The sequence below is a fragment of the Enterovirga sp. CN4-39 genome, assembly GCF_049446235.1.
In the GTDB taxonomy this organism is placed as follows: domain Bacteria; phylum Pseudomonadota; class Alphaproteobacteria; order Rhizobiales; family Beijerinckiaceae; genus Enterovirga.
In genome coordinates, this window is sequence record NZ_JBMSEF010000039.1 from 1 (window position 1) to 20,441 (window position 20,441).

Sequence of the window (20,441 nt, forward strand, 5' to 3'; positions counted from 1 at the left end):
CGCCAGGCGCTCGGCAACTTCCGCTTCCGCCGCCAGCACCCCGTCGGGCCCTATGTGCTCGACTTCTACTGCCCGGAAGCCCGCCTCGCGCTGGAGGTCGACGGCGCCGCGCACGACCATCCCGTCCGCGCCGCCCGGGACGAGCACCGGACCGCGTGGCTCACGGAGCACGGCATCCGCGTCCTGCGCCTTCCCGCCCGCGACGTGCTCCGCGGCGACGACGCCGAGCACGTCCTGCCGACGATCGTGGCCGCCTGCGCGGAGGGCGTCGAGCACCCGGGATGCTCCCCCGCCCGCGGGGGAGCTGTCGGCCGCGAAGCGGACGACTGAGGGGGCGGGCTCTCCGGGATCCTCCCCCGCTCGCGGGGGAGAGCCTGCCCTCGGGCTACGACCCGAGGGTGGCAGCCGCGCAGCGGCTGACGGAGGGGGGTCTCGTCCGAAACCCAAGCGCCCCCTCCACCGCCTTCGGCGGTCCCCCTCCCCAGCTCCGCGGGTGAGGACCCCGGGCTCCCCGGGTTGAGGCGGTACGGGATCCTCCCCCGCTTGCGGGGGAGGGGAACCATGCGGTCCGGCGAAGCCGGCGGCAGGGTGGAGGGGGCGCCTCGCCCTCCCGGAGCCACTCTTGCGCGCCCCATCGAACACCGTCGCCCGCGCGCGCCGCCTCCGCCGCGCCATGACGCTCCCGGAGGCGATCCTCTGGCGCGAGCTGCGCCGCCAGGCGCTCGGCAACTTCCGCTTCCGCCGCCAGCACCCCGTCGGGCCCTATGTGCTCGACTTCTACTGCCCGGAAGCCCGCCTCGCGCTGGAGGTCGACGGCGCCGCGCACGACCATCCCCTCCGCGCCGCCCGCGACGAGCAGCGGACCGCGTGGCTCACGAAGCACGGCATCCGCGTCCTGCGCCTTCCCGCCCGCGACGTGCTGCGCGGCGACGACGCCGAGCACGTCCTGCCGACAATCGCGGCCGCCTGCGCGGAGGGCGTCGAGCACCCGGGATCCTCCCCCGCCTGCGGGGGAGGTGGCAGCCGCGCAGCGGACGACTGAGGGGGCACACGTCCAACCGGGAGCGCCCCCTCCACCGCCTTCGGCGGTCCCCCTCCCCCGCTGCGCGGGTGAGGATCCAGCGCCGGGATGCTCCCCCGCCTGCGGGGGAGCTGGCGGCCGCGAAGCGGACGACTGAGGGGGCACGTTCAAGCCGGAGCTCCCCAGGGCTCCTCTCCCGCCTGCGGGGGAGGTGGCAGCCGCGCAGCGGCTGACGGAGGGGGCGTCCCGTCCGAAACCGAAGCGGCGCCCCCTCCACCGCCTTCGGCGGTCCCCCTCCCCCGCTCCGCGGGTGAGGATCCAGCTCCCCCGCCCGCGGGGGAGCTGGCGGCCGTGACCGGCTCCGGGGAGCTCCGATCTCCTCACATTACGATGAGATGCCGGATCACTTCGCCGCGATCGAGCTTGTCGAAGGCTTCATTGATCTCCTCGAGCGGCCCCTTGCCCGACATCAGCTTCTCGACCGGAAGCCGCCCTTGGCGCCACAGCTCGATGAAGCGCGGGATGTCGCGTGAGGGAATGCAGCTGCCCATGTAGGAACCCTTGATGGTCCGCTCCTCGCCGACGAGCGGCAGGGGCGGGATCGGAAAGCGCGTGTTCGGGTTGGACAGCCCCGCCGTCGCCGTCGTGCCGCCGCGGCGCGTGATCTGGAATGCGAGGTCGAAAGCCGCCGGCACCCCCGCCATCTCGATCGCGTGGTCGACGCCCCCGTTGGTGATCTCCTTGACCTCCTGCACGATGTCCGGGTCGTTCGCGAGGAGTGTATCGGTGGCACCGACGGCCTTGGCCGTTGCGAATTTCCCGGCATTGAGGTCGATGGCGACAATCCGACCGGCACCAGCCGCCGCCGCGCCGAGCACCGCCGAGAGACCGACGCCACCCAGGCCGATCACGGCAACGCTTTGGCCCATTCTCACCTGGCAGGTGTTGATGACCGTTCCGACGCCCGTCATCACGGCGCAGCCGAAGAGAGCGGCCTCGACGAGGTCGACATTCTTGGTGATCTTCACCACCGAGCGGCGCGAAACGACGGAATACTGCCCGAAGGCCGAGACGCCGCTGTGATGATTGAGCTCGATGCCGTCACAATGAATCCGGCGCGCGCCGGAGAGCAAGGTTCCCCGCGCGTTCGCCGCGTGTCCAGGCTCGCAAAGCTGGCCGCGCCCCTCCGCACAGGGAGCGCAATGCCCGCAGACCGGCAGGAACGACATGACGACGTGGTCACCGACCTCGAGGTCGTCGACGCCCTGCCCTAGCGCAGCCACGACGCCCGACGCCTCGTGGCCGAGAGCCACCGGCGTCGGGCGCGGGCGGTCGCCGTTGATGCCGGAGAGATCGGAGTGACAGAGGCCGGCCGCCGCGATCTTGATCAGAACTTCGTCGCGGCCCGGCTCATCAACCTCGATCTCCTCGATCGTGAGGGGTCTCGTCTCGCCATACGGCTTCTGCACCGGAGCGCTGCGGAGGATGGCCGACCTCGATCTCATATCGCCTATAACCTGAATGACTGAATGCCAGACAATCTTGACAGAATAGGTGCCGGCTTTCTATCCCTGGTCGAAATCATTCCAGGGAAACGCCAATGACAGCAATCGGGATCAGCCGTCGCTCGGTGCTTGCGGGAGGGTCCGCGATCCTCGCTGGGCCAGCCATCGTGGGGCGGTCTGCCTGGGCTCAATCGGGAACGCCGGTCAGGGTCGGCGTCCTGAGCGACCTCTCGGGCCAGCTCTCGGATTACAGCGGGCCCACCTGCGTTACGGCAGCCGAGATGGCGGCCGAGGACATGGGCGGCAAGGTCCTTGGACGGCCGATCCAGATCCTCTCCGCCGACCATCAGAACAAGGCCGATATCGGCGCGAACATCGCGCGCGGCTGGCTCGACCGGGATGGTGTCGGCGCAATTGCGGACCTGCCGAACTCCTCCGTCGCGCTCGCCGTGCAGCACCTCGCCGCTGAGCGGGGCAAGGTCACGCTGCTTTCTGGGCCCGCGAGCGGCCAGCTCATGAACGAAGCCTGTTCGAAGACGGGCTTTCTCTGGGTGCTCGACACCTATTCGAACACTGTCGGCCCGTCCCGCATCCTGATGAACCAGGGCAAGAAGACCTGGTTTCTGATCGTCGCGGACTATGCCTACGGTCACCAGATGAGGGCCGACCTCACGAAGGCGGTCGAGGCGGCCGGCGGCAAGATCCTGGGCGCCGCCCAGCACCCGACGGGCTCTCCCGATTTCTCCTCCTTCCTGCTTCAGGCCCAGGGATCGGGTGCCCAGGTGATCGGCCTCCTCAACGCAGGCTCTGACACCATCAACTGCGTCAAGCAGGCGAGCGAGTTCGGCATATCGGGCCAGCAGCAGTTCTTCCTGCCGGGCGCGGTCATCAGCGACGTGCATGCCCTCGGACTGCAGACGGCCCAAGGCCTCCTGCTCATGAACGGCTTCTACTGGGACCGTAACGACGAGAGCAGGGCGTGGTCGAAGCGCTTCTTCGACAAGACTAAGCGGATGCCTGGCCAGATCCAGGCGGGCGTCTACTCCTCGGTCCTGCATTATCTTCGGGCGATGGAGGAGGCAAAATCCGACGACGGTCGTGTGATCGCGGAGGCGATGCGAAGCAAGCGGGTCAACGACGTCTTTGTGAAGGATGGAGTAATCCGGGCCGACGGCCGGCTGGTCCACGACTTCTACATCGTCGAGGTCAAGAAGCCTTCCGAGTCCAAAGGGCCCTGGGATTATTACAAGCCCGTCGGCGAGATCGCCGGCGCGGAGGCTATGCAGCCGCTCTCGGAAACGCGCTGCCCCTATCTAAAGACCTGAGCCTGCCCAACATCTCGCGACGACCTATGCCGATAAGAAACTACGAGGCGGGCATCTCTAGGCTACACCTCAGCTGACTTATGGCAGAGCCGAAGGGACGCGGGATATATTCTGTTACTAGCGGCGATTCCCTGGATATGATTGACAAGGAACGTCGATCAGAATATTTTCCTGCACATGCCCCCTGCCGGTTGTGCCCCTATCGGTGCTCCTCCCTCCCCACCCCGCAGCCCGGCCGGGCGCGGGTACCCGGCGGAGGTTGTCGCGGCCGTGCGGGGGCTCGTTGTCGAGGAGGGGCTGAGCTATCGCGAGGCGGCCGCACGGTCGGGGCTCCGGGAGGGGCTGGTCGGCGAGTGGGCGCGGCGGCTTGGGTGGCGGCGGGGTGAGCGTGGTGGGGGGTTCGAGATGCCCCCTCCACCCCCGGGACGAGCCCGGGAATCCCCCTCCCCCGGCGGGGGAGGAAACGGGGCGGCGCCGTTCGCGTCTCCTCCCCCACAGGGGGAAGCGAACCAGGCGAAGCCTGGTGGAGGGGGCGCGCGCGGCACGAGGCCCGGCCGCTATCCGCCGGAGCTGCGGGAGGCGGCGGGGCGGATGGTGGAGGGGAGCCGCGCCGGGATGGAATGGATCGCGGCCGTGCTCGGCATCTCCGTCGGCACGCTCCACCGCTGGCGCAAGGCTGCGGGCTGGCGGCGTCCGGACCCGCCGGACAAGGGCGGGCTGCACTATTACCGCTCGCGGCGCTGGGGCCGGCCCTATGGCGGCGACGCGGTCGGGATCGCGCGCGACCTCGTGACCGGCTCGATCCTGCCGCTCCGCCGCATCGCCGCGCAGGCCGGGATCAGCAAGGCGACGCTGTGCCGATGGATCGTGCAGCGCGGCTGGACGCGGCATCCGGCCGTCAGGAACAAGGGCCGGCGGGGGCCCTACGGGCCGGCCGTGATGGCGGCCGCGCGCGACCTCTACCGGCAGACGGAGCTGCCGGTGCGCAACATCGCGGCGCGCGTCGGGGCGTCGCCCGGGCGGGTCTGGCACTGGGCGAAGGCGGGCGGCTGGACGCGGCCGCGCGACCAGGAGGACCCCTATGGCCGTATCCGGCGCAAGCGGCCGCGGCGGCGGCCGCCGGGCGCGAAGCCGCCGGTGCCGGCGCCTTCCGTGCGCATCGTCCCCTTGTCGGTCTGGCCGATCCCGTGAGATGCGGGGCCTCCGCTCTCCAGGGGGCGGCCCCATCGGCCTTCAGGGATCCCGGATGTCACGATTCACGCTGCCGCTCGCTTCCTCCTTCGGCGTGGCCTGCGCCGCGCTGGTGCTCGCCGCCTGCACGCAGACCGCCTCGGCGCCGCCCGCGCCGCCGCCGGGCGCCGTCCCGGGCGTGACGCCGAACACGTTCCGCATGCCGGAGGGAGCGGGCTGCGCGGGCGAGATCGGCCAGTTCAAGGCGGTGCTGAAGAACGACGTCGATACCGGGAATGTGGGGCAGAGCGTCTACAACCGTGCGACGGCCGATCTCGGCCGGGCGGAGAGCGCCTGCGCGGCGGGCCGGGACGGCGACGCCCGCGCGCTGCTCGCCTCGACCAAGAGCCGCTTCGGCTACCGCTGAGCGGCCGCGAAGGCGCTCGCCAGGAAGGCGGGCACCACCGCCGGGACGGGCGCATCGCCGAGATCGGCGAGGCGGCGGACGATGCGGATGCCGGACAATTCGGGGTTCGGATCGGCCTCCAGGTGCGCCAGGATCCGCGCCCGCGCCGCCTCCGCCGGCCAGGCGAGGCGCGCGATCCGCATGAAGGCGAGGAGCCCCTCCGCGCGGACGATCGTCCAGCCGGGCTCGATCGCGAGCTCGTCCTCGCGGATGCCGGTCTCCTCCTCGATCTCGCGCACGAGGCTGGAGGCGAGGTCGACCGCGCCGTCCGGCGTCACGTCGCTCAGGTCGGGCGTGCCGCAGGGGAAGTAGAGGCGCCCGGCATTGGCCGTATGCGCGCCCATCTCGCCGAGGATGAAGGCGCCGTCCGCCGTGCGCAGCGCCCCCATGGCGAAGCCGTTCGCCACGGAGGGATCCGGGCAGCCGGCATCCACCCAGCCGAGGAGGTTCGCGTAGTCGGTGGCGAAGAATTCCGCCCGCACCGTGCTGCCGGCGCGGCTCGTCCCCGCGACCATGAACACCCGGCCGTTGAAGATGGCGGGCGTGCGCCGGAGCCGCCGCTCCCAGTTCGCGGCGATCGCGGCCGCGTTCGCCTCCGCCCAGGGCCAGCGGTGGTCGACGAGCCGGGCCTCGACGGACGCGGCCCGGAACAGCTCGCTCACGCCTCGAGCTCGCCCTCGGAGACCAGGATGGCCTCGCCGCCGATCTCGGCCGAGGTGAGCGCGCCGTGCTCGATCACGATCTGCAGGTCGATCTCGCTCGGCCGGCCCATCTCGTAGCCCTGCTCGATCACGAAGGAATGGGTGCCGTCGCCGAGCGGCTCGAACTGCATCAGCACGCCCGCGAAGGCGGCCGCGGCCGAGCCCGTGGCGGGGTCCTCGGAGATCCCCGTCCGCGGCGAGCCGAACATCCGGGCGTGGAAGTGGCGCCCGTCCTCCGTGGTCTCGCGGGAATAGACGTAGACGCCGGGCCCCTCCGCGCCGAGCGCCTTCGCGAAGGCCTCGCCGTTCGGCTTTGCGCGGGCGACCGCGTCGCGGCTCGCGACCGGCACGAAGTCGAAGGGATTGCCAGCCGAATGGCGGCTCGGCATGTGCCGGTCGAAGCCGATCTCCTCCGGATCGAGGCCGAGCGCCCAGGCGGCATCCGCGACGGCCGGCCCGCCCTCGAGCGCCTCGGGCAGCCGCGGCAGCCGGAACCGGGCATAGGCGCTGCCCTCGCCCCGCGCCTCCACGATGCAGGGGACGATGCCGACGCCCTCCTCCAGGCCGAAGGCCTGGGCGGCGGCGCCGTTATGGCCCTGGAGCCCGAGAAGGACCGCGGTCCCGACCGTCGGGTGGCCCGCGAAGGGCAGCTCGCGCCCCGGCGTGAAGATGCGCAGCCTCGCCTTGTGCCGCGGATCCTCCGGCGGGAGCACGAAGACGGTCTCGGAGAGGTTGAACTCGCGCGCGATGGTCTGCATCGCCTCGCCGTCGAGCCCCTCGGCATCGAGGACGACCGCAAGCGGGTTGCCGGCAAAGCGGCGGGTGGTGAACACGTCGAGCGTGGCGAAGCGGCGTCGCATGGAGAACCTCGCTTGTGAGACGCCGCCTTAGACCGGCTCCGCCGCGAAGGTCCAGGTGGGCGAGACGAACTCGTCCTGCGCGGCGACGGTCAGGATCTCCCGGGAGCCGGCATCGCTCGTGCGCTTCAGGAGACCATAGACCGACGACGCGGCCCGTCCGAGCGCGACCCGGGCCGACCCGCTCTCCAGGTAATGGACCAGGAAGAGCGCCGCGATCGCGTCCCCGGCGCCGTTGACGGAAACGCCCAGCCGCGGCGTGCGGACCCGGAACACGACCCCGCCCTCGCCCGCCGCGAGGTCGATCGCATCCGCGGGCGTCTCCTCGGTGTGGAGGGAGGTGACGAGCGCCACCCGGGGCCCCATCGCATGGAGCGCCGCCAGGGCCTCCTTGGCGTCGCCGGCGGTCCGGACCTCGCGGCCGGTCAGGTATTCGAGCTCGAACTGGTTCGGGGTGACGAGATCCGCCGACGGGACGGCGTTGTCGCGCATGAATTCCGGGACGCCCGGCCGGACGAACACGCCGCGGCCGACATCCCCGATCACCGGATCGCAGCAATAGATGGCCTGCGAATTGGCCTCCCGCACCCGGGCGACCGTGCCGAGGATCGCCTGGCCGATATCGGCCGAGCCCATGTAGCCGGACAGAACCGCGTCGCAGGAGGGCAGGACGCCCCGGGCCGCGATCCCATCCACCAGTTCCTCGATCGCCTGCCCGTCGAAGACGCGCCCCGTCCAGGAGCCATAGCCGGTGTGGTTCGAGAACTGGACCGTGTGGATCGGCCAGACGTCGTGGCCGAGCCGCTGCATCGGGAAGGTCGCGGAGGCATTGCCGACATGCCCGAAGGCCACGTGCGACTGGATGGAGAGGATGTTCACGCGCGCTCCGGCCGGAAAGCAGATATGGGTCCCGCGGGCGGGAGGGAACCCGCCGGAGAGCTAGGCCGGATGCTGCAGGAGTTCGTCAAGACCGTCACGGAGTTCGCGCAGGGGCACATGGAACTGCTTCTGCCGATGATCCTGCTGATCGCCTTCCTCGAATGCCTTGCGTTCGTGTCGATCATCGCGCCCGCCACCGTCCTGTTCACGGCCTTGGGCGCGGTCGCCGGCGCGGGCGGCATCGGGCTGGTGCCGCTGGCGCTCACGGCGACAATCGGCAGCGTGGCCGGATACTGGGTTTCCTACTGGCTCGGCCTGTGGCTCGGCCCCTCCCTGCTCGAGCGCTGGCCGCTGAAGCGCCGGCCCGATCTCGTCAAGAAGACGCACGACTTCTTCGAGCGCTGGGGCGCGCTCGGCATCCTCCTGTCCCATTTCTGGGGGCAGATCCGCCCGCTGGCGCCGCTGGTCGCCGGGATCGTGAGGATGTCGCCGGTCCCGTTCCACATCGCGAACCTGATCGGCTCCCTCGGCTGGAGCTTCGGGGTGTTCTACGCCGCGGGCACGGTGGGCGGCTGGCTCAACTAGAGCCGGCCGGCCGGCGCAGGTTCGGGAGGAGCACGGCCGCGATCCCGATCGCCGGCAGGAAGGCGCTGACCTGGTAGACGAAGGTGATCGACGTGCGGTCGGCGAGCTCGCCGAAGAAGGCCGCGCCGAGCCCGCCCATGCCGAAGGCGAGGCCGAAGAACAGGCCCGACACGACCCCGACCCGCCCGGGCAGGAGTTCCTGCGCGAAGACGACGATCGCCGGGAAGGACGAGGCCATGATCATCCCGATCGGGATCGTGAGGATCACGGTCCAGGTCAGGTTCACGTAGGGCAGCGCCAGCGCGAAGGGCAGCGCGCCGAAGATGGAGACCCAGATCACGAGCCTGCGGCCGATCCGGTCGCCGATCGGGCCGCCGAGAATCGTCCCGAGCGCGACCGATCCCAGGAACACGAACAGCAGAACCTGTGCGAACTGCACGCTCACGCCGAAGCGTTGGATCAGGTAGAAGGTGTAGTAGGAGCTGAGACTGGCCGTGTAGACGTTCTTCGAGAAGACGAGCACGACCAGGATGGCGATCGCGAAGGCGACCCGCCCGCGCGGCAGGCCGTGATGCTGTATCGCGGCCCGGGGGCGTGAGAGCGCGGCCACGAGATGGCGGCTGTACCAGCGCCCGACTCCGAAGAGGATGGCGATCGCGGCAAGCGCCACGAGCGAGAACCACACGACGCTGCGCTGGCCGTTCGGCACGACGATGAAAGCCGCAAGGAGCGGCCCGATCGCCTGGCCGAAATTGCCGCCGACCTGGAACACCGACTGGGCGAGCCCGTAACGGCCGCCCGACGCGCTCCGTGCGATGCGCGAGGCCTCGGGGTGGAAGACAGACGAGCCGGTGCCGATCAGGGCGGCCGCCATCACGATCATGCCGAAGCTCGCCGCATGGGCGAGGAGCACCAGCCCGACCAGCGTGAACCCCATGCCGACCGCGAGCGAGAACGGGCGCGGCCTGCGGTCCGAGTACAGGCCGACCAGCGGCTGCAGGAGCGAAGCCGTCAGCTGGAACGTGAGCGTGATCAGCCCGACCTGGCCGAAATCGAGCGCGTAGCTGCTCTTCAGGATCGGGTAGAGGGCCGGGACGAGCGACTGGATGAGGTCGTTCAGGCAATGCGAGAGGCTGATGGCCGCCAGGATCCCGACGACCGCACCTTCCTTGGGGCGGCTCGGCGTGGCGGCGGCAGCGCCGGAGGCGCCGCCAGCATCGGCAACATTAGCGCTCATGGGCAGGTCTCCGGGCGCCGCAGCGAATACTCCCCGGAGACCTTTCGAGCGTCACGCGCGGTGCAACCCTGTGCTGCACCGCAAGCGCTGCGTCAGGCCGAGGCCTGCTTCACGAAGCGGTCCGTGAACGTGGCCGCGAGATCGATCTTGGCGTTCGCCAGCTCCGCATCGAGCTTGCGCAGCGTGTCGAGCACGCTCTCCATCCCTTCCTTCGGGATGATGCCGGTGCGCGAATAGCTCTCGAGCGAGTTCTTCACGGCGCGCAGGTAGAGCGGCTTGTCGCCGAGATGGTACTCGGACGGCACCACGTCCGCGACCTGCTCGGGCGTCGCCGAAGCCAGCCACTTCAGGGCCTTCACGTGGGCGTTGACGAGGCGCTGGGTCGTGTTCGGGTTCGCGGCGATGAAGTCCTTCTTGAGGTAGACGACCGCCGCCGGGTTTGCGCCGCCGAACAGATCCTTCGTGCCGGCCTCGGTCCGGGTGTCGATCAGCACCTTGATGGCGCCGTCGCCCTCGAGCTTCGCGATGACCGGGTCGAGATGCGAGATCGCGTCGATCTCGCCCCGCTGCATGGCGGCGACCGCACCGGCGCCGCCACCCACGCCGATGAAGGCGACATCGTTCGGCCGGAGGCCCGCCTTCACGAGCGCATATTGCATGGTGATCGCGGTCGACGAGCCCGGGGCCGTGACGCCCACCTTCTTGCCCTTCAGATCGGCGACCGACTTGATCTCGCCCGCCTTCTCGGTCTTCACGCCGATGACGATGGCCGGGAAGCGGCCGAGCTCGCAGACGGCCTGGATCTCCTGGCCCTTCGCCTGCATGCGGATCGTGTGCTCGTAGGCGCCCGTCACGACATCGACCGAGCCGCCGATCAGCGCCTGGAGCGACTTCGCGCCGCCGCCGAAATCATTGATGTCGACGTCGAGCCCCTCTTCCTTGAAGAAGCCGCGGCGCTCCGCGATGGTCAGCGGGAGGTAGTAGAGGAGAGGCTTGCCGCCCACGCCCAGCGTGACCTTGGCCTTTTCCGGCGCGCCGCCAGCCTGGGCGAGGCTGCGGTCGGACAGGGCTGCGGCAAATGTCAGCGCACCCGCGCCTGCGACAAACGAACGGCGGTCCATAAGCGATCCTCCAAGTCTCTATTGGGTGAAGTCTCTTGGGACGGGCTTCTAGCACGCTCGTCGACTTGCGCCACTCGGCCCCGATCTGCAGGCGGCCTCGGGTTCCGCAAGAGTTGGCGGCGTCACTCGGCAGCGTCGAGCAGGTCCCCGTCCTGGATCAGCCGGTCGAGCGAGAGGACCGCCCCGGCCTCCCCTTCCGGCAGGCTCTCGACATCCCGCAGCTTGCGGTCGATGGCGCGCTTGCGCACGGCCACCTTGTCGATCTGGTTCGTGGCCTCGTTCAGCTTCTTCCGCACCGCATCGAGGACTTCGCCATACTTGCCGAACTCGGTCTTCACGGCCGCGAGGGTCTGCCAGACCTCGCTGGAGCGCTGCTGGATGGCGAGCGTGCGGAAGCCCATGCGCAGGCTGTTCAGGATGGCGAGGAGAACGGTCGGGCCGGCCACCACGATGCGGCACTGGCCCTGGAGGTGATCGACCAGGCCCGGCCGCCGGATCACCTCGGCATAGAGGCCCTCTGTCGGCAGGTAGAGGATCCCGAAATCCGTCGTGTCGGGGGGCGAGATGTACTTGGAGCAGATCGTCTGCCCCTCCTGGCGGATGCGGGTCTCCAGGCCCTTCAGGGCTGCCTCCACGGCGGCCGCATCGGCGCGTTCGGAAGCGTCGATCAGCCGCTCGTAATCCTCGCTCGGGAACTTGGCGTCGATCGGCAGGAGGACGGCCCGGTCGCCCTCGCCCTGCCCCGGGAGCCGGATCGCGAACTCGACGCGCTCGCCCGATCCCGGCTTGATCTCCACGTTGCGCACGAACTGCTCGGGCGCCATCACCTGCTCGAGCAGGTGGCCGAGCGAGACCTCGGCCCAGGTGCCGCGCGTCTTCACGTTGGTCAGCACGCGCTTGAGGTCGCCGACGCCTGAGGCGAGCGACTGCATCTCGCCGACGCTCTTGAACACCTGTTCGAGCTGGTGGCTGACGATCTTGAACTTCTCGCCGAGCCGCTCCTCGAGCGTGCCCTGCAGCTTCTCGTCGACGGTCTTGCGCATCTCCTCGAGCTTCTGCGCATTGTCGTTGCGCAGCGTCTCGAGCTTGCCTTCCACGGTGAGGCGAAGGTTTTCGTTGGCTTCCGCGTTCGTCTGGATGAGGCGCCGGATCTCGGTCGCCACCCCGTCCAGGCGCTCCTTCTGCGAGACGGCGCCCTTCTCCAGCCTGCCGTCGAGGAGTTCGCCCAGCGCCTTGAGCTGCCGCACCACCTCCTCCCGCAGCGCCTTGCCGCCCTCGTCGGCGTCTCGCCGCATCTCGCCGAGCCGGCGCTCGTTGGCTTCCGCGAGCGACTTCACGTTCGTGACGACGCCCTCGATCTTCTCCGCCTGCGCCGTCCCGAGCCGGCCGATATTGCCGCCAAGGGTCTCGCTGAGCCGGGCCACGATCGTCTGCACCTCCTCCCGCAGGTCGCGGGCCTGGCTGCCGGTCTCCTCCCGGCCGCGCCTCAGGTCCTCCGCCAAGGCCGTGCGCAGGAGGCCGAGATCCTTCCGGAGATCGTCGAGGCTGTCGCGCAGCAGCGGATCGCCCGCAACCCGGGGCTTGAAGGCGGCGAGCAGCGAGAGCGCGGAGGTCACGCAACCCAGCGCGACGGCGAGCCAAACGGGATCGAACGGCATGAGGTCTCGTGCGAGTCGGACAGCCGAACAAAGCTAGAACGAAACGCCCCCTCGGGGCGAGCCCGCAAGCGCCACGATCCACAGCGCGACGCCGGCCATCGCGCCACATTGACGGGATCGTACGCCTCCGGGATGATCCCCGGATGCGACGGCTCATCGTCTCGACGCTCGCCTGCGCCCTCGGGGCGACGGCCGCGCTCGCCCAGATGTCCCGCCCGGAGCGCTCGCCCGGCCTCTCGCTGGAGCAGAGCCCGGCCGACGGCCAGGCGAAGCCGAAACCCGAAACCCGCAGGCCTTCCACGCTGGACGACCTCTACGCCCGCCTCGCCGCCGCCGGCGACGAGACGGAGGCGAAAGGCGTCGCCAACCTGATCGAGCGGCGTCTCGCCCGGTCGGGCAGCGACACGGCCGACCTCCTCATGTCCCGCGCCGTCGAGGCGCTGGAGGGAAAGGACGCGCCGCTCGCAATCGAGCTTCTCGACCGGGTGACGCAGCTCCGGCCCAACTGGGCGGAGGCCTGGCATCGCCGCGCCGCGGCCTTCTACCTGCTGGAGGACCCGGCGGACGCCATGGCGGACCTGCACCGGGCCCTGACGGCCGAGCCGCGCCACTTCTCCGCCTGGGCCGCGCTCGGCCACGTCTACATGGCGTCCGGAGACAAGCGCCGCGCCCTCGACGCCTATCGCAAGGCGCTCGAACTGCACCCGTTCCTGGACGATGCGAAGAAGATCGTGGAGCGGATCACACCCGAGATCGAAGGCCGCGATCTCTGACCCGGGCGGGCCGGGACGCGCAAAGCGACCGGCCCCTTGATCACGAGACCCGGCGCGGGGCATCTGGAACTCGGGGCCGTTTCCGCGACACTCGCGTGGTTTTCGCAGCCGGCGCCGGGGCGGAGCGGTGGCGCGCGGGGGAGGTTCGGATGGGGGACGGGGCACAGGGTGTCCGGACGGAAGCCGTCGGCATCCCGTGGTTCCTGGAGCCTGATTACGAGCAGGCCCGGGACATGATGCTGGACAGCGACAGCCTGCCCGACCGCTTCGAGCATTGGCTGAAGGAGGCCGAACAGACCGAGCAGCGGGTCAAGGCCAGCGGGCGCAAGGCCGCCCGGGCCATCATCGACCCGTTCGAGTTCTCCATCTGGTGCGACGATGCCGGCCGGCAGCCCGATGCTGCGGCGCGCGAGGCTTTCGCGACCTGGGTCGCCTCGCAGCAGGACGGAGGCTACTGAGCCCCGCCAGCGGCCGCCCGGTCAGGCCGCCGCCGCCCTGCCCCGGATGGCCCGCCACAGCCGTTCCGGCGTCGCCGGCATGTCGAGGCTTTCGACCCCGAGGGGCGCGAGCGCGTCGAGGATCGCCAGCATGATCGTCTGCGGCGCCCCGATGCAGCCCGCCTGGCCGGATCCCTTCACGCCGAGCGGGTTCGCGGCGCTCGGCACGGGGTTGAAGCGCACCTCGATGTCCGGAAGGTCGGCCGCGCGCGGCAGCCCGTAATCCATCAGCGAGGCCGTCAGCAACTGGCCCGTCGCAGGATCGTAGAAGGTGCGCTCGTGCAGGGCCTGCCCGATCCCCTGGGCGAGGCCGCCCTGCACCTGCCCCTCCGTGAGAAGCGGGTTGATCAGCGTGCCGTAATCGTCCACCGCGACGTAGCGCTCAAGGGTCAGGTGCCCCGTCTCGGGGTCGATCTCGACCTCGGCCACCTGGCAGCCATTCGGGAAGGTGACGAGGTCGAGCGGGTTGTCCACCTCGCCGAACAGGCCCTCCTGCCCGGCCTCGCGCGCCGCCTCGGCGACCGCGGCCAGCGACACGGATCGGTCGCCCTCCCCGCGGAAGAGCCCGTTCTCGAAACTCAAGGCTTCGGCCCGGGTCTGGAGAAGCTGCGCCGCGATCGGGCGCGCCTTGTCGAGCATCGCCTCGATCGCCTTCACGAGCGCCGCGCCGCCCTGGTGGAGCGAGCGCGCGCCGCCATGGCCGGCGCCCCGGCGGATCCGGCGCGTATCGGCCTGGACGTAGCGGAAACGCTCGACCGGCAGCCCGAGCAGGTCCGCGGCGACCTGCGGGAAGGTGGTCTCGTGGCCCTGGCCGTTGGACTGCGTCCCGACGAGCAGCGCCACGGCACCGTCGGGCTCGAACTCCACCCGCGCCCATTCGCCCGGCACGCCGCGCGCCGTCTCCATGAAGCAGGCGAGCCCCAGCCCGCGCAGGCGCCCGCGTGCCTCCGCCGCCTTTCGGCGCGCCTCGAAACCGGCCGCATCGGCCGCCTCCAGCACGACGTCCAGGCTCGCCCCGAACGCGCCGGCCTCGATCGTCATGCCGAGGGCGCTGCGGTGCGGGAAGGTGCTGACGATGTTGCGCCGCCGGAGCTCGACGGCCGGAATGCCGGTGCGGTGCGCCGCGAGCCCCACCAGCCGCTCGATCAGGTAATTCGCCTCCGGCTTGCCGGCGCCGCGATACGCGTCGACCGGCACCGTGTTGGTGAAGGCGCCCCGCACGTCCATGAACACGGCCGGGATGGCATAGACGCCGGCCATCGCGGCCGAGGCGGAGTTCGTCGGGATCAGGGGTCCGAGCGCCGAGAGGTACGCCCCCATATCGGCCACGGTATCCACCTCGAGCGCCAGGAAGCGCCCCTCCCGGTCGAGCGCGAGCCGCCCGCGCGTGCGGTTGTCGCGGCCCTGGACCGAGCTGAGGAAATCCTCGCTCCGGTCCGAGGTCCAGCGGACGGGGCGGCCGAGCGCCCGGGCCGCGAAGAGCACCAGCACCCATTCGGGATAGAGGATGTTCTTGCCCCCGAAGCCCCCGCCGACATCCGGCGCGATGAGCTGGATCCGGTCGAGCGGCATGTGAAACACGGCTTCCGCCAGGTCGCGGCGGATGGCGTGCACATCCTGGCCGGAGAGGAGGAGCTCGAACGCGTCACCCCCGGCATCGTAGCGGCCGAGCGCCGCCCGCGGCTCAAGCGGCGCGATGACGACGCGGTTGTTCTCCAGCTCGAGCTCGACCACCGTTGCGGCCTCGCCGAAGGCAGCCGCCACCGCCTCGCGGTCACCCTTCTGGAAACGGAAGGCCAGGTTTCCGGGCGCCTCCGCCCAGAGCACCGGCGCACCCGGCCGGAGCGCGGCCGCGGCATCGATGGCGGCCGGCAAGTCCTCGTAGGAGACCTCGATCAGCTCGGCCGCGTCCCGGGCCGCCTCGGCGGTGTCGGCGACCACGAAGGCGACCGGCTCGCCCACGTGCCGGACCCGCCCGACCGCGAGAGCGTGCCGCGGCGGCACCACGAGGGGCGACACGGCCGCGATCTTCACGTCGCAGGGAAGCGGCCCGATCCCGGCGGCCAGCAGGTCGGCCCCGGTATAGACCGCCCGCACCCCGGGCGCCGCCGCGGCGGCCGACACGTCCAGGTGGGTGATCTTCGCATGCGCCAGCGGCGCCCGCAGGACGTGGGCGTGCAGCTCGCCCGGCTCGCGCAGGTCGTCGACGTAGCGGCCCTGCCCTCTCAGGAAGCGGTCGTCCTCGAGGCGGCGCCGCGATCGGCCCCGCTCGGGCGCTGGGTGGCTCTCGGTCCGCATCGGGCTCGGCTCTTCCATGGGCTGCCTGTATGGCGGCCACCTTCGCCGGCCGCAACGGCCGCGCTCAAGCCCGGCGGCTTGCCTTGGCGAAGCGCTTCGCCAGCCTGTCCCGCTTCAGGCGCGAGAGCCGGTCGATCCAGAATATCCCGTCGAGCTGGTCGATCTCGTGCTGCATCACGGCTGCCGGAAAACCCGCCATCTCCTCCTCCTGCGTCTCGCCGGAGAGGGTCCGGAAGGAGAGGCGCAGCCGCTCCGGCCGGGTGATGGCCTCGCGGATGCCCGGCATGCTCACGCTGCCTTCCTCGTGCGAGGCGACCTCCTCCGAGGCCCAGGTGACGACCGGATTGACGTAGACCCGGGTCTCGGCGCCCGGCTCGAGCCGGACCACGACGACCCGCTGCAGCACGCCGATATGCGGGGCCGTCAGCCCGATGGCGGATACGGCGGAGAGCGTGTCGGCGACATCGCCCGCGAGCGATGCCAAGCCGTCATCGAAAGCCAGAATCGGGGCGGCCGGCTGACGAAGGCGAGGGTCGGGGAAGATGACAAGCGGCCGCACGGCCATGGCTGGGGACCTTAACGAAGCTGAAACGGGGCGCGCAGGACTTTGCACGTCCCATTCAGGAGTGAGTAAGCATGGCTGACGAGATCGGGATTGCGGGCAATCGGGTTCGCTCCTTCGTCGAGCGGGTCGAGCAGCTCGAGAGCGAGATCGCGGAGCTGAACGAGCAGAAGAAGGAGGTCTTCCTCGAGGCGAAGGGCGAGGGCTTCGACGTCAAGATCCTCAAGGAGATCATCAAGATCCGCAAGCAGGACAAGGACGAGCGCGACGAGCACGAGACGCTGCTCGACGTCTATATGCGGGCCATGGACCAGTCCGAGCCGGACGCCGAGCCGATGAAGCAGGCGGCCTGAAGACCGCGAACGGGACGAGGCCGCACGGCCTCGCCCCCTTCGACCGGATCAGCCGCTGATCCGCTCGATCTGCGCCCCGCAGCGGCCGAGCTTGGCCTCCAGGGCCTCGAAGCCGCGGTCGAGATGGTAGACGCGGTGGATATCCGTCTCGCCTTCCGCCGCCAGGGCCGCGATCACGAGCGACACGGAGGCCCGCAGGTCCGTCGCCATCACGGGCGCGCCCTTGAGCCGCTCGACCCCTTCCACGATCGCCGCGTCGCCGTCGAGCCGGATCCGCGCCCCGAGCCGGGCGAGCTCCTGCACGTGCATGAAGCGGTTCTCGAAGATCGTCTCGCGAATGCGCGAGGTGCCCTCGGCCTTCGTCATCAGGGCCATGAACTGCGCCTGCAGGTCCGTGGGGAAACCCGGGAACGGGTCCGTGGTCACGTCGACCGGCCGCAGCCCGGAGCCGTTCCGGTGGACGCGGATGCCGTCCTTCGTCCCCTCGACGCTCGCCCCGACCTGCTGCAGCACCTCGAGGGCGCTCTGCAGGTATTCGGCACGGGTATTTTCCAGCACCACGTCGCCGCCCGTCATGGCGACCGCCATGGCGTAGGTGCCCGTCTCGATCCTGTCCGGCATCACGCTATGGGTCGCGCCGTGGAGCCGCGCCACGCCGTCGATCACGATGCGGGACGTGCCGGCTCCCTCGATCTTGGCGCCCATCTTCGTGAGGCAGCTCGCGAGATCGGCGACCTCGGGCTCGCGCGCCGCGTTCTCGATCACGGTCGTGCCCTCGGCCAGGGTCGCGGCCATCAGGGCGACGTGGGTGCCGGACACCGTGACCTTGGGGAACCGAACCTCGGCGCCGCGCAGGCCCTTCGCGGCCTTCGCGACCACGTAGCCGCCATCCACGTCGATCTGCACGCCCATCGTCTCGAGCGCCTTCAGCAGGAGGTCGACGGGGCGGGTCCCGATCGCGCAGCCGCCCGGCATCGAGACGCGAGCCTCGCCGAACCGCGCGATGAGCGGCGCGATGACCCAGAAGCTGGCGCGCATCCTGGAGACGAGCTCGTAGGGCGCGCAGGTGTCGATCACCGACGACGCGTCCAGCCGGATCGTCTGGCCGGTCTCGGCCGTCTGGCCGGGGCGCTTGCCGGTGATCGTGTGGTCGACCCCGTGATTGCCCAGAATCCGCAGGAGCAGGTTCACGTCGGCGAGCCGCGGCACGTTGCGGAGTTCCAGCGTCTCGCCCGTGAGGAGGCTCGCCGTCATCAACGGCAGGGCTGCGTTCTTGGCGCCCGAGATCGGGATGACCCCGTTGAGCTCGGCGCCACCCTTGATCCTGATACGATCCATAAATCCTCTCCGGCCCCCGCCGTCGCGGATGCCTTAGCCTAGCGTGCGCCGTCCTTCGAGGGACCTTCGGGTCCCGTCTTGTCCTCGGGCTCCTGGCTGGGCGTCCGCGGAGGCTCCGCCGGACGGCCCGGGCGTTTCCGACGCCGCAGGTTTTCCCGAAGCGCGGCTTTCAGGCGCTCGGCTCGCTTCTCGTCCAGGGCGCCCCCCGAATCAGCGGGCGACGGAACGTCGCCCGGGCGGATGATCACTTCGCAATCGCTCCGCGACGCGGTAAGCGGATGCGGGGCGGCGGGCGATCGGCCCGCCTCTGAGACATGATGGACTACCAACAACACTTTGTGAATGCGCTGGAGCGCCTGAAGGGCGAGGCGCGCTACCGCTCCTTCGCCAGGATCGAGCGCAAGGCCGGCGCCTTCCCGACCGCCACCTGGCATCGGCCGGAGGGTCCCCGCGACATCGTGGTGTGGTGCTCCAACGACTATCTCGGCATGGGCCAGCATCCGGACGTGGTGCGCGCCATGGTCGAGACCGCCCAGGCGACCGGCGTCGGTGCCGGCGGCACCCGCAACATCTCGGGGACGAGCCGCGCGGTGGTCGAGCTCGAGACGGAGCTGGCCGACCTCCACGGCAAGGATGCCGCGCTCGTCTTCACGTCCGGCTACGTCTCCAACCAGACCGGCATCTCGACCATCGCGAGGCTGATGCCGGGCTGCGTGATCCTGTCGGATGCGCTGAACCACAATTCGATGATCGAGGGCGTGCGCCAGTCCGGCGCCGAGAAGCTGATCTTCCGCCACAACGATCTCGCCCATCTCGAGGAGCTGCTTCAGGGGATCGCCCCGGAGCGGCCCAAGCTGATCGTCTTCGAGAGCGTCTATTCGATGGACGGGGACGTGTCCCCAATCGGCGCGATCTGCGATCTGGCCGAACGCTATGGCGCGATGACCTATCTCGACGAGGTCCACGCCGTCGGCATGTACGGCGCACGCGGCGGCGGGATCGCCGAGCGTGACGGCGTGATGGGGCGAGTCGACGTGATCGAGGGCACGCTGGGCAAGGCCTTCGGCGTGCTCGGCGGCTACGTGGCGGGGTCGACCGAAGTCGTGGACGCCATCCGCGGCTACGCGCCGGGCTTCATCTTCACCACGGCCCTGCCGCCGCCCGTCGCGGCGGCCGCGAGCGCTTCCGTGCGGCACCTCAAGCGCTCGACGGCGGAGCGCGAGGCGCAGGCCCGCCAGGTCGCCCGGACGAAGGCGGCCCTGGCCGATGCCGGGATCCCGGTTCTGCCGGGCACGACCCATATCGTGCCCGTGATTGTGGGGGATGCGGCGCGCTGCAAGGCGGCCTCCGACCGCCTGCTCGAGAAGCACGGCATCTACATCCAGCCCATCAACTACCCGACCGTTCCGCGCGGGACGGAGCGGCTGCGCATCACGCCGACCCCCTGCCACGACGACCGCCTGATCGCGCAGCTGACGCGCGCGCTGGTTGAGACCTGGTCGGCCCTCGGCCTGCGGCTGGAAGCCGCCAGGGCGGCCGCCGAATAGAGCCGCTTGCCGCCGGACAGGGCCGGTGGCAACCTCCCGTTAACCAATGCGGGAGCGTCGGATGGGGCGGCGTCACGTCATCGCGGGTCTTGGCCTGCTTTTCGCCGGCAGCGAGGTTCGCGCCGCGCCCGAAGATCCCGGAGCCCGCATCGCCCGGCTCCCCTGCGCAACGATCACCACCAGTCCCCTCGCGGCCGGCATCCGCCCCGGAAGCGCGCTCTTCGGGATTCCGGCCGAGGAATGGCGGGAGCCCCTCGTCGAGGCCATGAAGCGCCGGATGGCCCAGTGCGCCGCCGAGACGCGGCGGGAGGCGGCACGCGAGATCCGGACGGACGAAGCCGGCGCGAAGGTGCGGGACGCCCAGGTCAAGGCCGCCGAGCAGGCCGCGCGCAATGCGCAGCTCGCGGCGGACCGCGCCGCCGCCACCCTCGCGGACGTCCGGACGGCGGCCCAGCGCGACGCCGTCGCGTCCGAGGAACGGACGCGCGCGAGAGAGGCACGTTTCAGGGCGGAAGAGGAGACGCGGAGCCGCATCGAGGCGGGCCTGC

General features: G+C 70.6%; 21 protein-coding genes. 11 read left to right on the plus strand and 10 right to left on the minus strand.

All coding sequences use genetic code 11. The features are described from left to right. A partial coding sequence (locus ACO2SS_RS28130) for an endonuclease domain-containing protein (RefSeq protein WP_423281181.1) occupies positions 1–330 on the plus strand: 330 nt, incomplete at its 5' end. A gap of 292 nt (positions 331–622) precedes the next feature. Then, positions 623–1,042 carry an endonuclease domain-containing protein gene (locus tag ACO2SS_RS28135; RefSeq protein WP_423281182.1) on the plus strand — a complete coding sequence of 140 codons (420 nt, stop codon included), beginning with the start codon at positions 623–625 and terminating at the stop codon, positions 1,040–1,042. Positions 1,043–1,401: 359 nt separating this feature from the next. Here ACO2SS_RS28135 and ACO2SS_RS28140 read toward each other — a convergent pair whose 3' ends face one another. Continuing rightward, the gene (locus ACO2SS_RS28140; protein ID WP_423281183.1) at positions 1,402–2,526 is read right to left on the minus strand and encodes a zinc-dependent alcohol dehydrogenase family protein; all 1,125 of its coding nucleotides are present in this window, start codon (positions 2,524–2,526) and stop codon (positions 1,402–1,404) included. Between the two features lie 95 nt (positions 2,527–2,621). On the opposite strand from ACO2SS_RS28140, the gene ACO2SS_RS28145 reads away from it, so the two are divergent. From ACO2SS_RS28145 to ACO2SS_RS28155, 3 genes are all read left to right on the plus strand, one after another. Then, complete coding sequence (locus tag ACO2SS_RS28145) at positions 2,622–3,851, plus strand: ABC transporter substrate-binding protein (protein WP_423281184.1); 1,230 nt, start codon at positions 2,622–2,624, stop codon at positions 3,849–3,851. 270 nt (positions 3,852–4,121) lie between these two features. Next, positions 4,122–5,042 carry a hypothetical protein gene (locus tag ACO2SS_RS28150; protein WP_423281185.1) on the plus strand — a complete coding sequence of 307 codons (921 nt, stop codon included), beginning with the start codon at positions 4,122–4,124 and terminating at the stop codon, positions 5,040–5,042. Between the two features lie 55 nt (positions 5,043–5,097). Continuing rightward, positions 5,098–5,448, plus strand: a complete 351-nt coding sequence (locus ACO2SS_RS28155) for a hypothetical protein (protein WP_423281186.1) — start codon at positions 5,098–5,100, stop codon at positions 5,446–5,448. On the opposite strand, the gene ACO2SS_RS28160 is transcribed toward ACO2SS_RS28155, so the two are convergent. From ACO2SS_RS28160 to pdxY, 3 genes are read right to left on the minus strand one after another with little or no spacing between them, the layout of a single operon-like run. Then, a complete protein-coding gene (locus tag ACO2SS_RS28160) occupies positions 5,439–6,149 on the minus strand; it encodes an NUDIX hydrolase (RefSeq protein ID WP_423281187.1) in 711 nt (236 codons plus the stop codon). The two genes, ACO2SS_RS28155 and ACO2SS_RS28160, sit on opposite strands and share 10 nt — an antisense overlap. Then, positions 6,146–7,048 carry a PhzF family phenazine biosynthesis protein gene (locus ACO2SS_RS28165; protein ID WP_423281188.1) on the minus strand — a complete coding sequence of 301 codons (903 nt, stop codon included), beginning with the start codon at positions 7,046–7,048 and terminating at the stop codon, positions 6,146–6,148. The genes ACO2SS_RS28160 and ACO2SS_RS28165 overlap by 4 nt, the downstream gene beginning before the upstream one ends. 27 nt (positions 7,049–7,075) lie before the next feature. Next, the gene (pdxY, locus tag ACO2SS_RS28170) at positions 7,076–7,924 is read right to left on the minus strand and encodes a pyridoxal kinase PdxY (protein ID WP_423281189.1); all 849 of its coding nucleotides are present in this window, start codon (positions 7,922–7,924) and stop codon (positions 7,076–7,078) included. Between the two features lie 69 nt (positions 7,925–7,993). Between pdxY and ACO2SS_RS28175 the strand changes: the two genes are divergently transcribed. Continuing rightward, positions 7,994–8,509 carry a DedA family protein gene (locus tag ACO2SS_RS28175; protein ID WP_423281190.1) on the plus strand — a complete coding sequence of 172 codons (516 nt, stop codon included), beginning with the start codon at positions 7,994–7,996 and terminating at the stop codon, positions 8,507–8,509. On the opposite strand, the gene ACO2SS_RS28180 is transcribed toward ACO2SS_RS28175, so the two are convergent. The 3 genes from ACO2SS_RS28180 to rmuC form a co-directional block, all read right to left on the minus strand. After that, positions 8,502–9,746, minus strand: coding sequence for an MFS transporter (locus tag ACO2SS_RS28180; protein WP_423281191.1), 1,245 nt, complete (start codon positions 9,744–9,746; stop codon positions 8,502–8,504). The genes ACO2SS_RS28175 and ACO2SS_RS28180 overlap by 8 nt on opposite strands. 92 nt (positions 9,747–9,838) lie before the next feature. Then, positions 9,839–10,867: an ABC transporter substrate-binding protein gene (locus tag ACO2SS_RS28185; protein ID WP_423281192.1), complete on the minus strand. Its 1,029-nt coding sequence runs from the start codon at positions 10,865–10,867 to the stop codon at positions 9,839–9,841. Between the two features lie 122 nt (positions 10,868–10,989). Next, complete coding sequence (gene rmuC / locus ACO2SS_RS28190; protein WP_423281193.1) at positions 10,990–12,525, minus strand: DNA recombination protein RmuC; 1,536 nt, start codon at positions 12,523–12,525, stop codon at positions 10,990–10,992. A 206-nt stretch (positions 12,526–12,731) separates the two neighbouring features. Here rmuC and ACO2SS_RS28195 point away from each other — a divergent pair, with 206 nt between their 5' ends. Together ACO2SS_RS28195 and ACO2SS_RS28200 are read left to right on the plus strand one after the other, a co-directional pair. Then, a complete protein-coding gene (locus ACO2SS_RS28195) occupies positions 12,732–13,298 on the plus strand; it encodes a tetratricopeptide repeat protein (protein WP_423281201.1) in 567 nt (188 codons plus the stop codon). A 149-nt stretch (positions 13,299–13,447) separates the two neighbouring features. Then, the gene (locus ACO2SS_RS28200; protein ID WP_423281194.1) at positions 13,448–13,756 is read left to right on the plus strand and encodes a hypothetical protein; all 309 of its coding nucleotides are present in this window, start codon (positions 13,448–13,450) and stop codon (positions 13,754–13,756) included. Between the two features lie 21 nt (positions 13,757–13,777). Here ACO2SS_RS28200 and ACO2SS_RS28205 read toward each other — a convergent pair whose 3' ends face one another. Together ACO2SS_RS28205 and ACO2SS_RS28210 are read right to left on the minus strand one after the other, a co-directional pair. Then, positions 13,778–16,093 carry a xanthine dehydrogenase family protein molybdopterin-binding subunit gene (locus tag ACO2SS_RS28205; protein ID WP_423281195.1) on the minus strand — a complete coding sequence of 772 codons (2,316 nt, stop codon included), beginning with the start codon at positions 16,091–16,093 and terminating at the stop codon, positions 13,778–13,780. A 64-nt stretch (positions 16,094–16,157) separates the two neighbouring features. After that, positions 16,158–16,658, minus strand: a complete 501-nt coding sequence (locus ACO2SS_RS28210; protein ID WP_423281196.1) for a peptide deformylase — start codon at positions 16,656–16,658, stop codon at positions 16,158–16,160. A 71-nt stretch (positions 16,659–16,729) separates the two neighbouring features. Between ACO2SS_RS28210 and ACO2SS_RS28215 the strand changes: the two genes are divergently transcribed. After that, on the plus strand, positions 16,730–17,008 hold the full coding sequence (locus ACO2SS_RS28215; protein WP_423281197.1) for a DUF2312 domain-containing protein: 279 nt from the start codon (positions 16,730–16,732) through the stop codon (positions 17,006–17,008). Between the two features lie 48 nt (positions 17,009–17,056). Here ACO2SS_RS28215 and murA read toward each other — a convergent pair whose 3' ends face one another. After that, positions 17,057–18,346 carry a UDP-N-acetylglucosamine 1-carboxyvinyltransferase gene (gene murA, locus ACO2SS_RS28220; protein WP_423281198.1) on the minus strand — a complete coding sequence of 430 codons (1,290 nt, stop codon included), beginning with the start codon at positions 18,344–18,346 and terminating at the stop codon, positions 17,057–17,059. Between the two features lie 317 nt (positions 18,347–18,663). Between murA and hemA the strand changes: the two genes are divergently transcribed. Both hemA and ACO2SS_RS28230 read left to right on the plus strand, forming a co-directional pair. After that, complete coding sequence (gene hemA / locus ACO2SS_RS28225) at positions 18,664–19,893, plus strand: 5-aminolevulinate synthase (protein WP_423281199.1); 1,230 nt, start codon at positions 18,664–18,666, stop codon at positions 19,891–19,893. A gap of 61 nt (positions 19,894–19,954) precedes the next feature. After that, positions 19,955–20,441, plus strand: a 487-nt coding sequence (locus ACO2SS_RS28230) for a hypothetical protein (protein ID WP_423281200.1), incomplete at its 3' end; no start/stop codon positions are given.

What these genes read in the sequence shown, in the direction of transcription:
- ACO2SS_RS28140 (WP_423281183.1), bottom strand. Translation starts at nt 2,526, where the DNA reads ATGAGATCGAGGTCGGCCATCCTCCGCAGCGCTCCGGTGCAGAAGCCG.
- ACO2SS_RS28145 (WP_423281184.1), top strand. Translation starts at nt 2,622, where the DNA reads ATGACAGCAATCGGGATCAGCCGTCGCTCGGTGCTTGCGGGAGGGTCC.
- ACO2SS_RS28155 (WP_423281186.1), top strand. Translation starts at nt 5,098, where the DNA reads ATGTCACGATTCACGCTGCCGCTCGCTTCCTCCTTCGGCGTGGCCTGC.
- ACO2SS_RS28165 (WP_423281188.1), bottom strand. Translation starts at nt 7,048, where the DNA reads ATGCGACGCCGCTTCGCCACGCTCGACGTGTTCACCACCCGCCGCTTT.
- ACO2SS_RS28175 (WP_423281190.1), top strand. Translation starts at nt 7,994, where the DNA reads ATGCTGCAGGAGTTCGTCAAGACCGTCACGGAGTTCGCGCAGGGGCAC.
- ACO2SS_RS28180 (WP_423281191.1), bottom strand. Translation starts at nt 9,746, where the DNA reads ATGAGCGCTAATGTTGCCGATGCTGGCGGCGCCTCCGGCGCTGCCGCC.
- ACO2SS_RS28185 (WP_423281192.1), bottom strand. Translation starts at nt 10,867, where the DNA reads ATGGACCGCCGTTCGTTTGTCGCAGGCGCGGGTGCGCTGACATTTGCC.
- rmuC (WP_423281193.1), bottom strand. Translation starts at nt 12,525, where the DNA reads ATGCCGTTCGATCCCGTTTGGCTCGCCGTCGCGCTGGGTTGCGTGACC.
- ACO2SS_RS28195 (WP_423281201.1), top strand. Translation starts at nt 12,732, where the DNA reads ATGTCCCGCCCGGAGCGCTCGCCCGGCCTCTCGCTGGAGCAGAGCCCG.
- ACO2SS_RS28200 (WP_423281194.1), top strand. Translation starts at nt 13,448, where the DNA reads ATGGGGGACGGGGCACAGGGTGTCCGGACGGAAGCCGTCGGCATCCCG.
- ACO2SS_RS28205 (WP_423281195.1), bottom strand. Translation starts at nt 16,093, where the DNA reads ATGCGGACCGAGAGCCACCCAGCGCCCGAGCGGGGCCGATCGCGGCGC.
- ACO2SS_RS28210 (WP_423281196.1), bottom strand. Translation starts at nt 16,658, where the DNA reads ATGGCCGTGCGGCCGCTTGTCATCTTCCCCGACCCTCGCCTTCGTCAG.
- ACO2SS_RS28215 (WP_423281197.1), top strand. Translation starts at nt 16,730, where the DNA reads ATGGCTGACGAGATCGGGATTGCGGGCAATCGGGTTCGCTCCTTCGTC.
- murA (WP_423281198.1), bottom strand. Translation starts at nt 18,346, where the DNA reads ATGGATCGTATCAGGATCAAGGGTGGCGCCGAGCTCAACGGGGTCATC.
- hemA (WP_423281199.1), top strand. Translation starts at nt 18,664, where the DNA reads ATGGACTACCAACAACACTTTGTGAATGCGCTGGAGCGCCTGAAGGGC.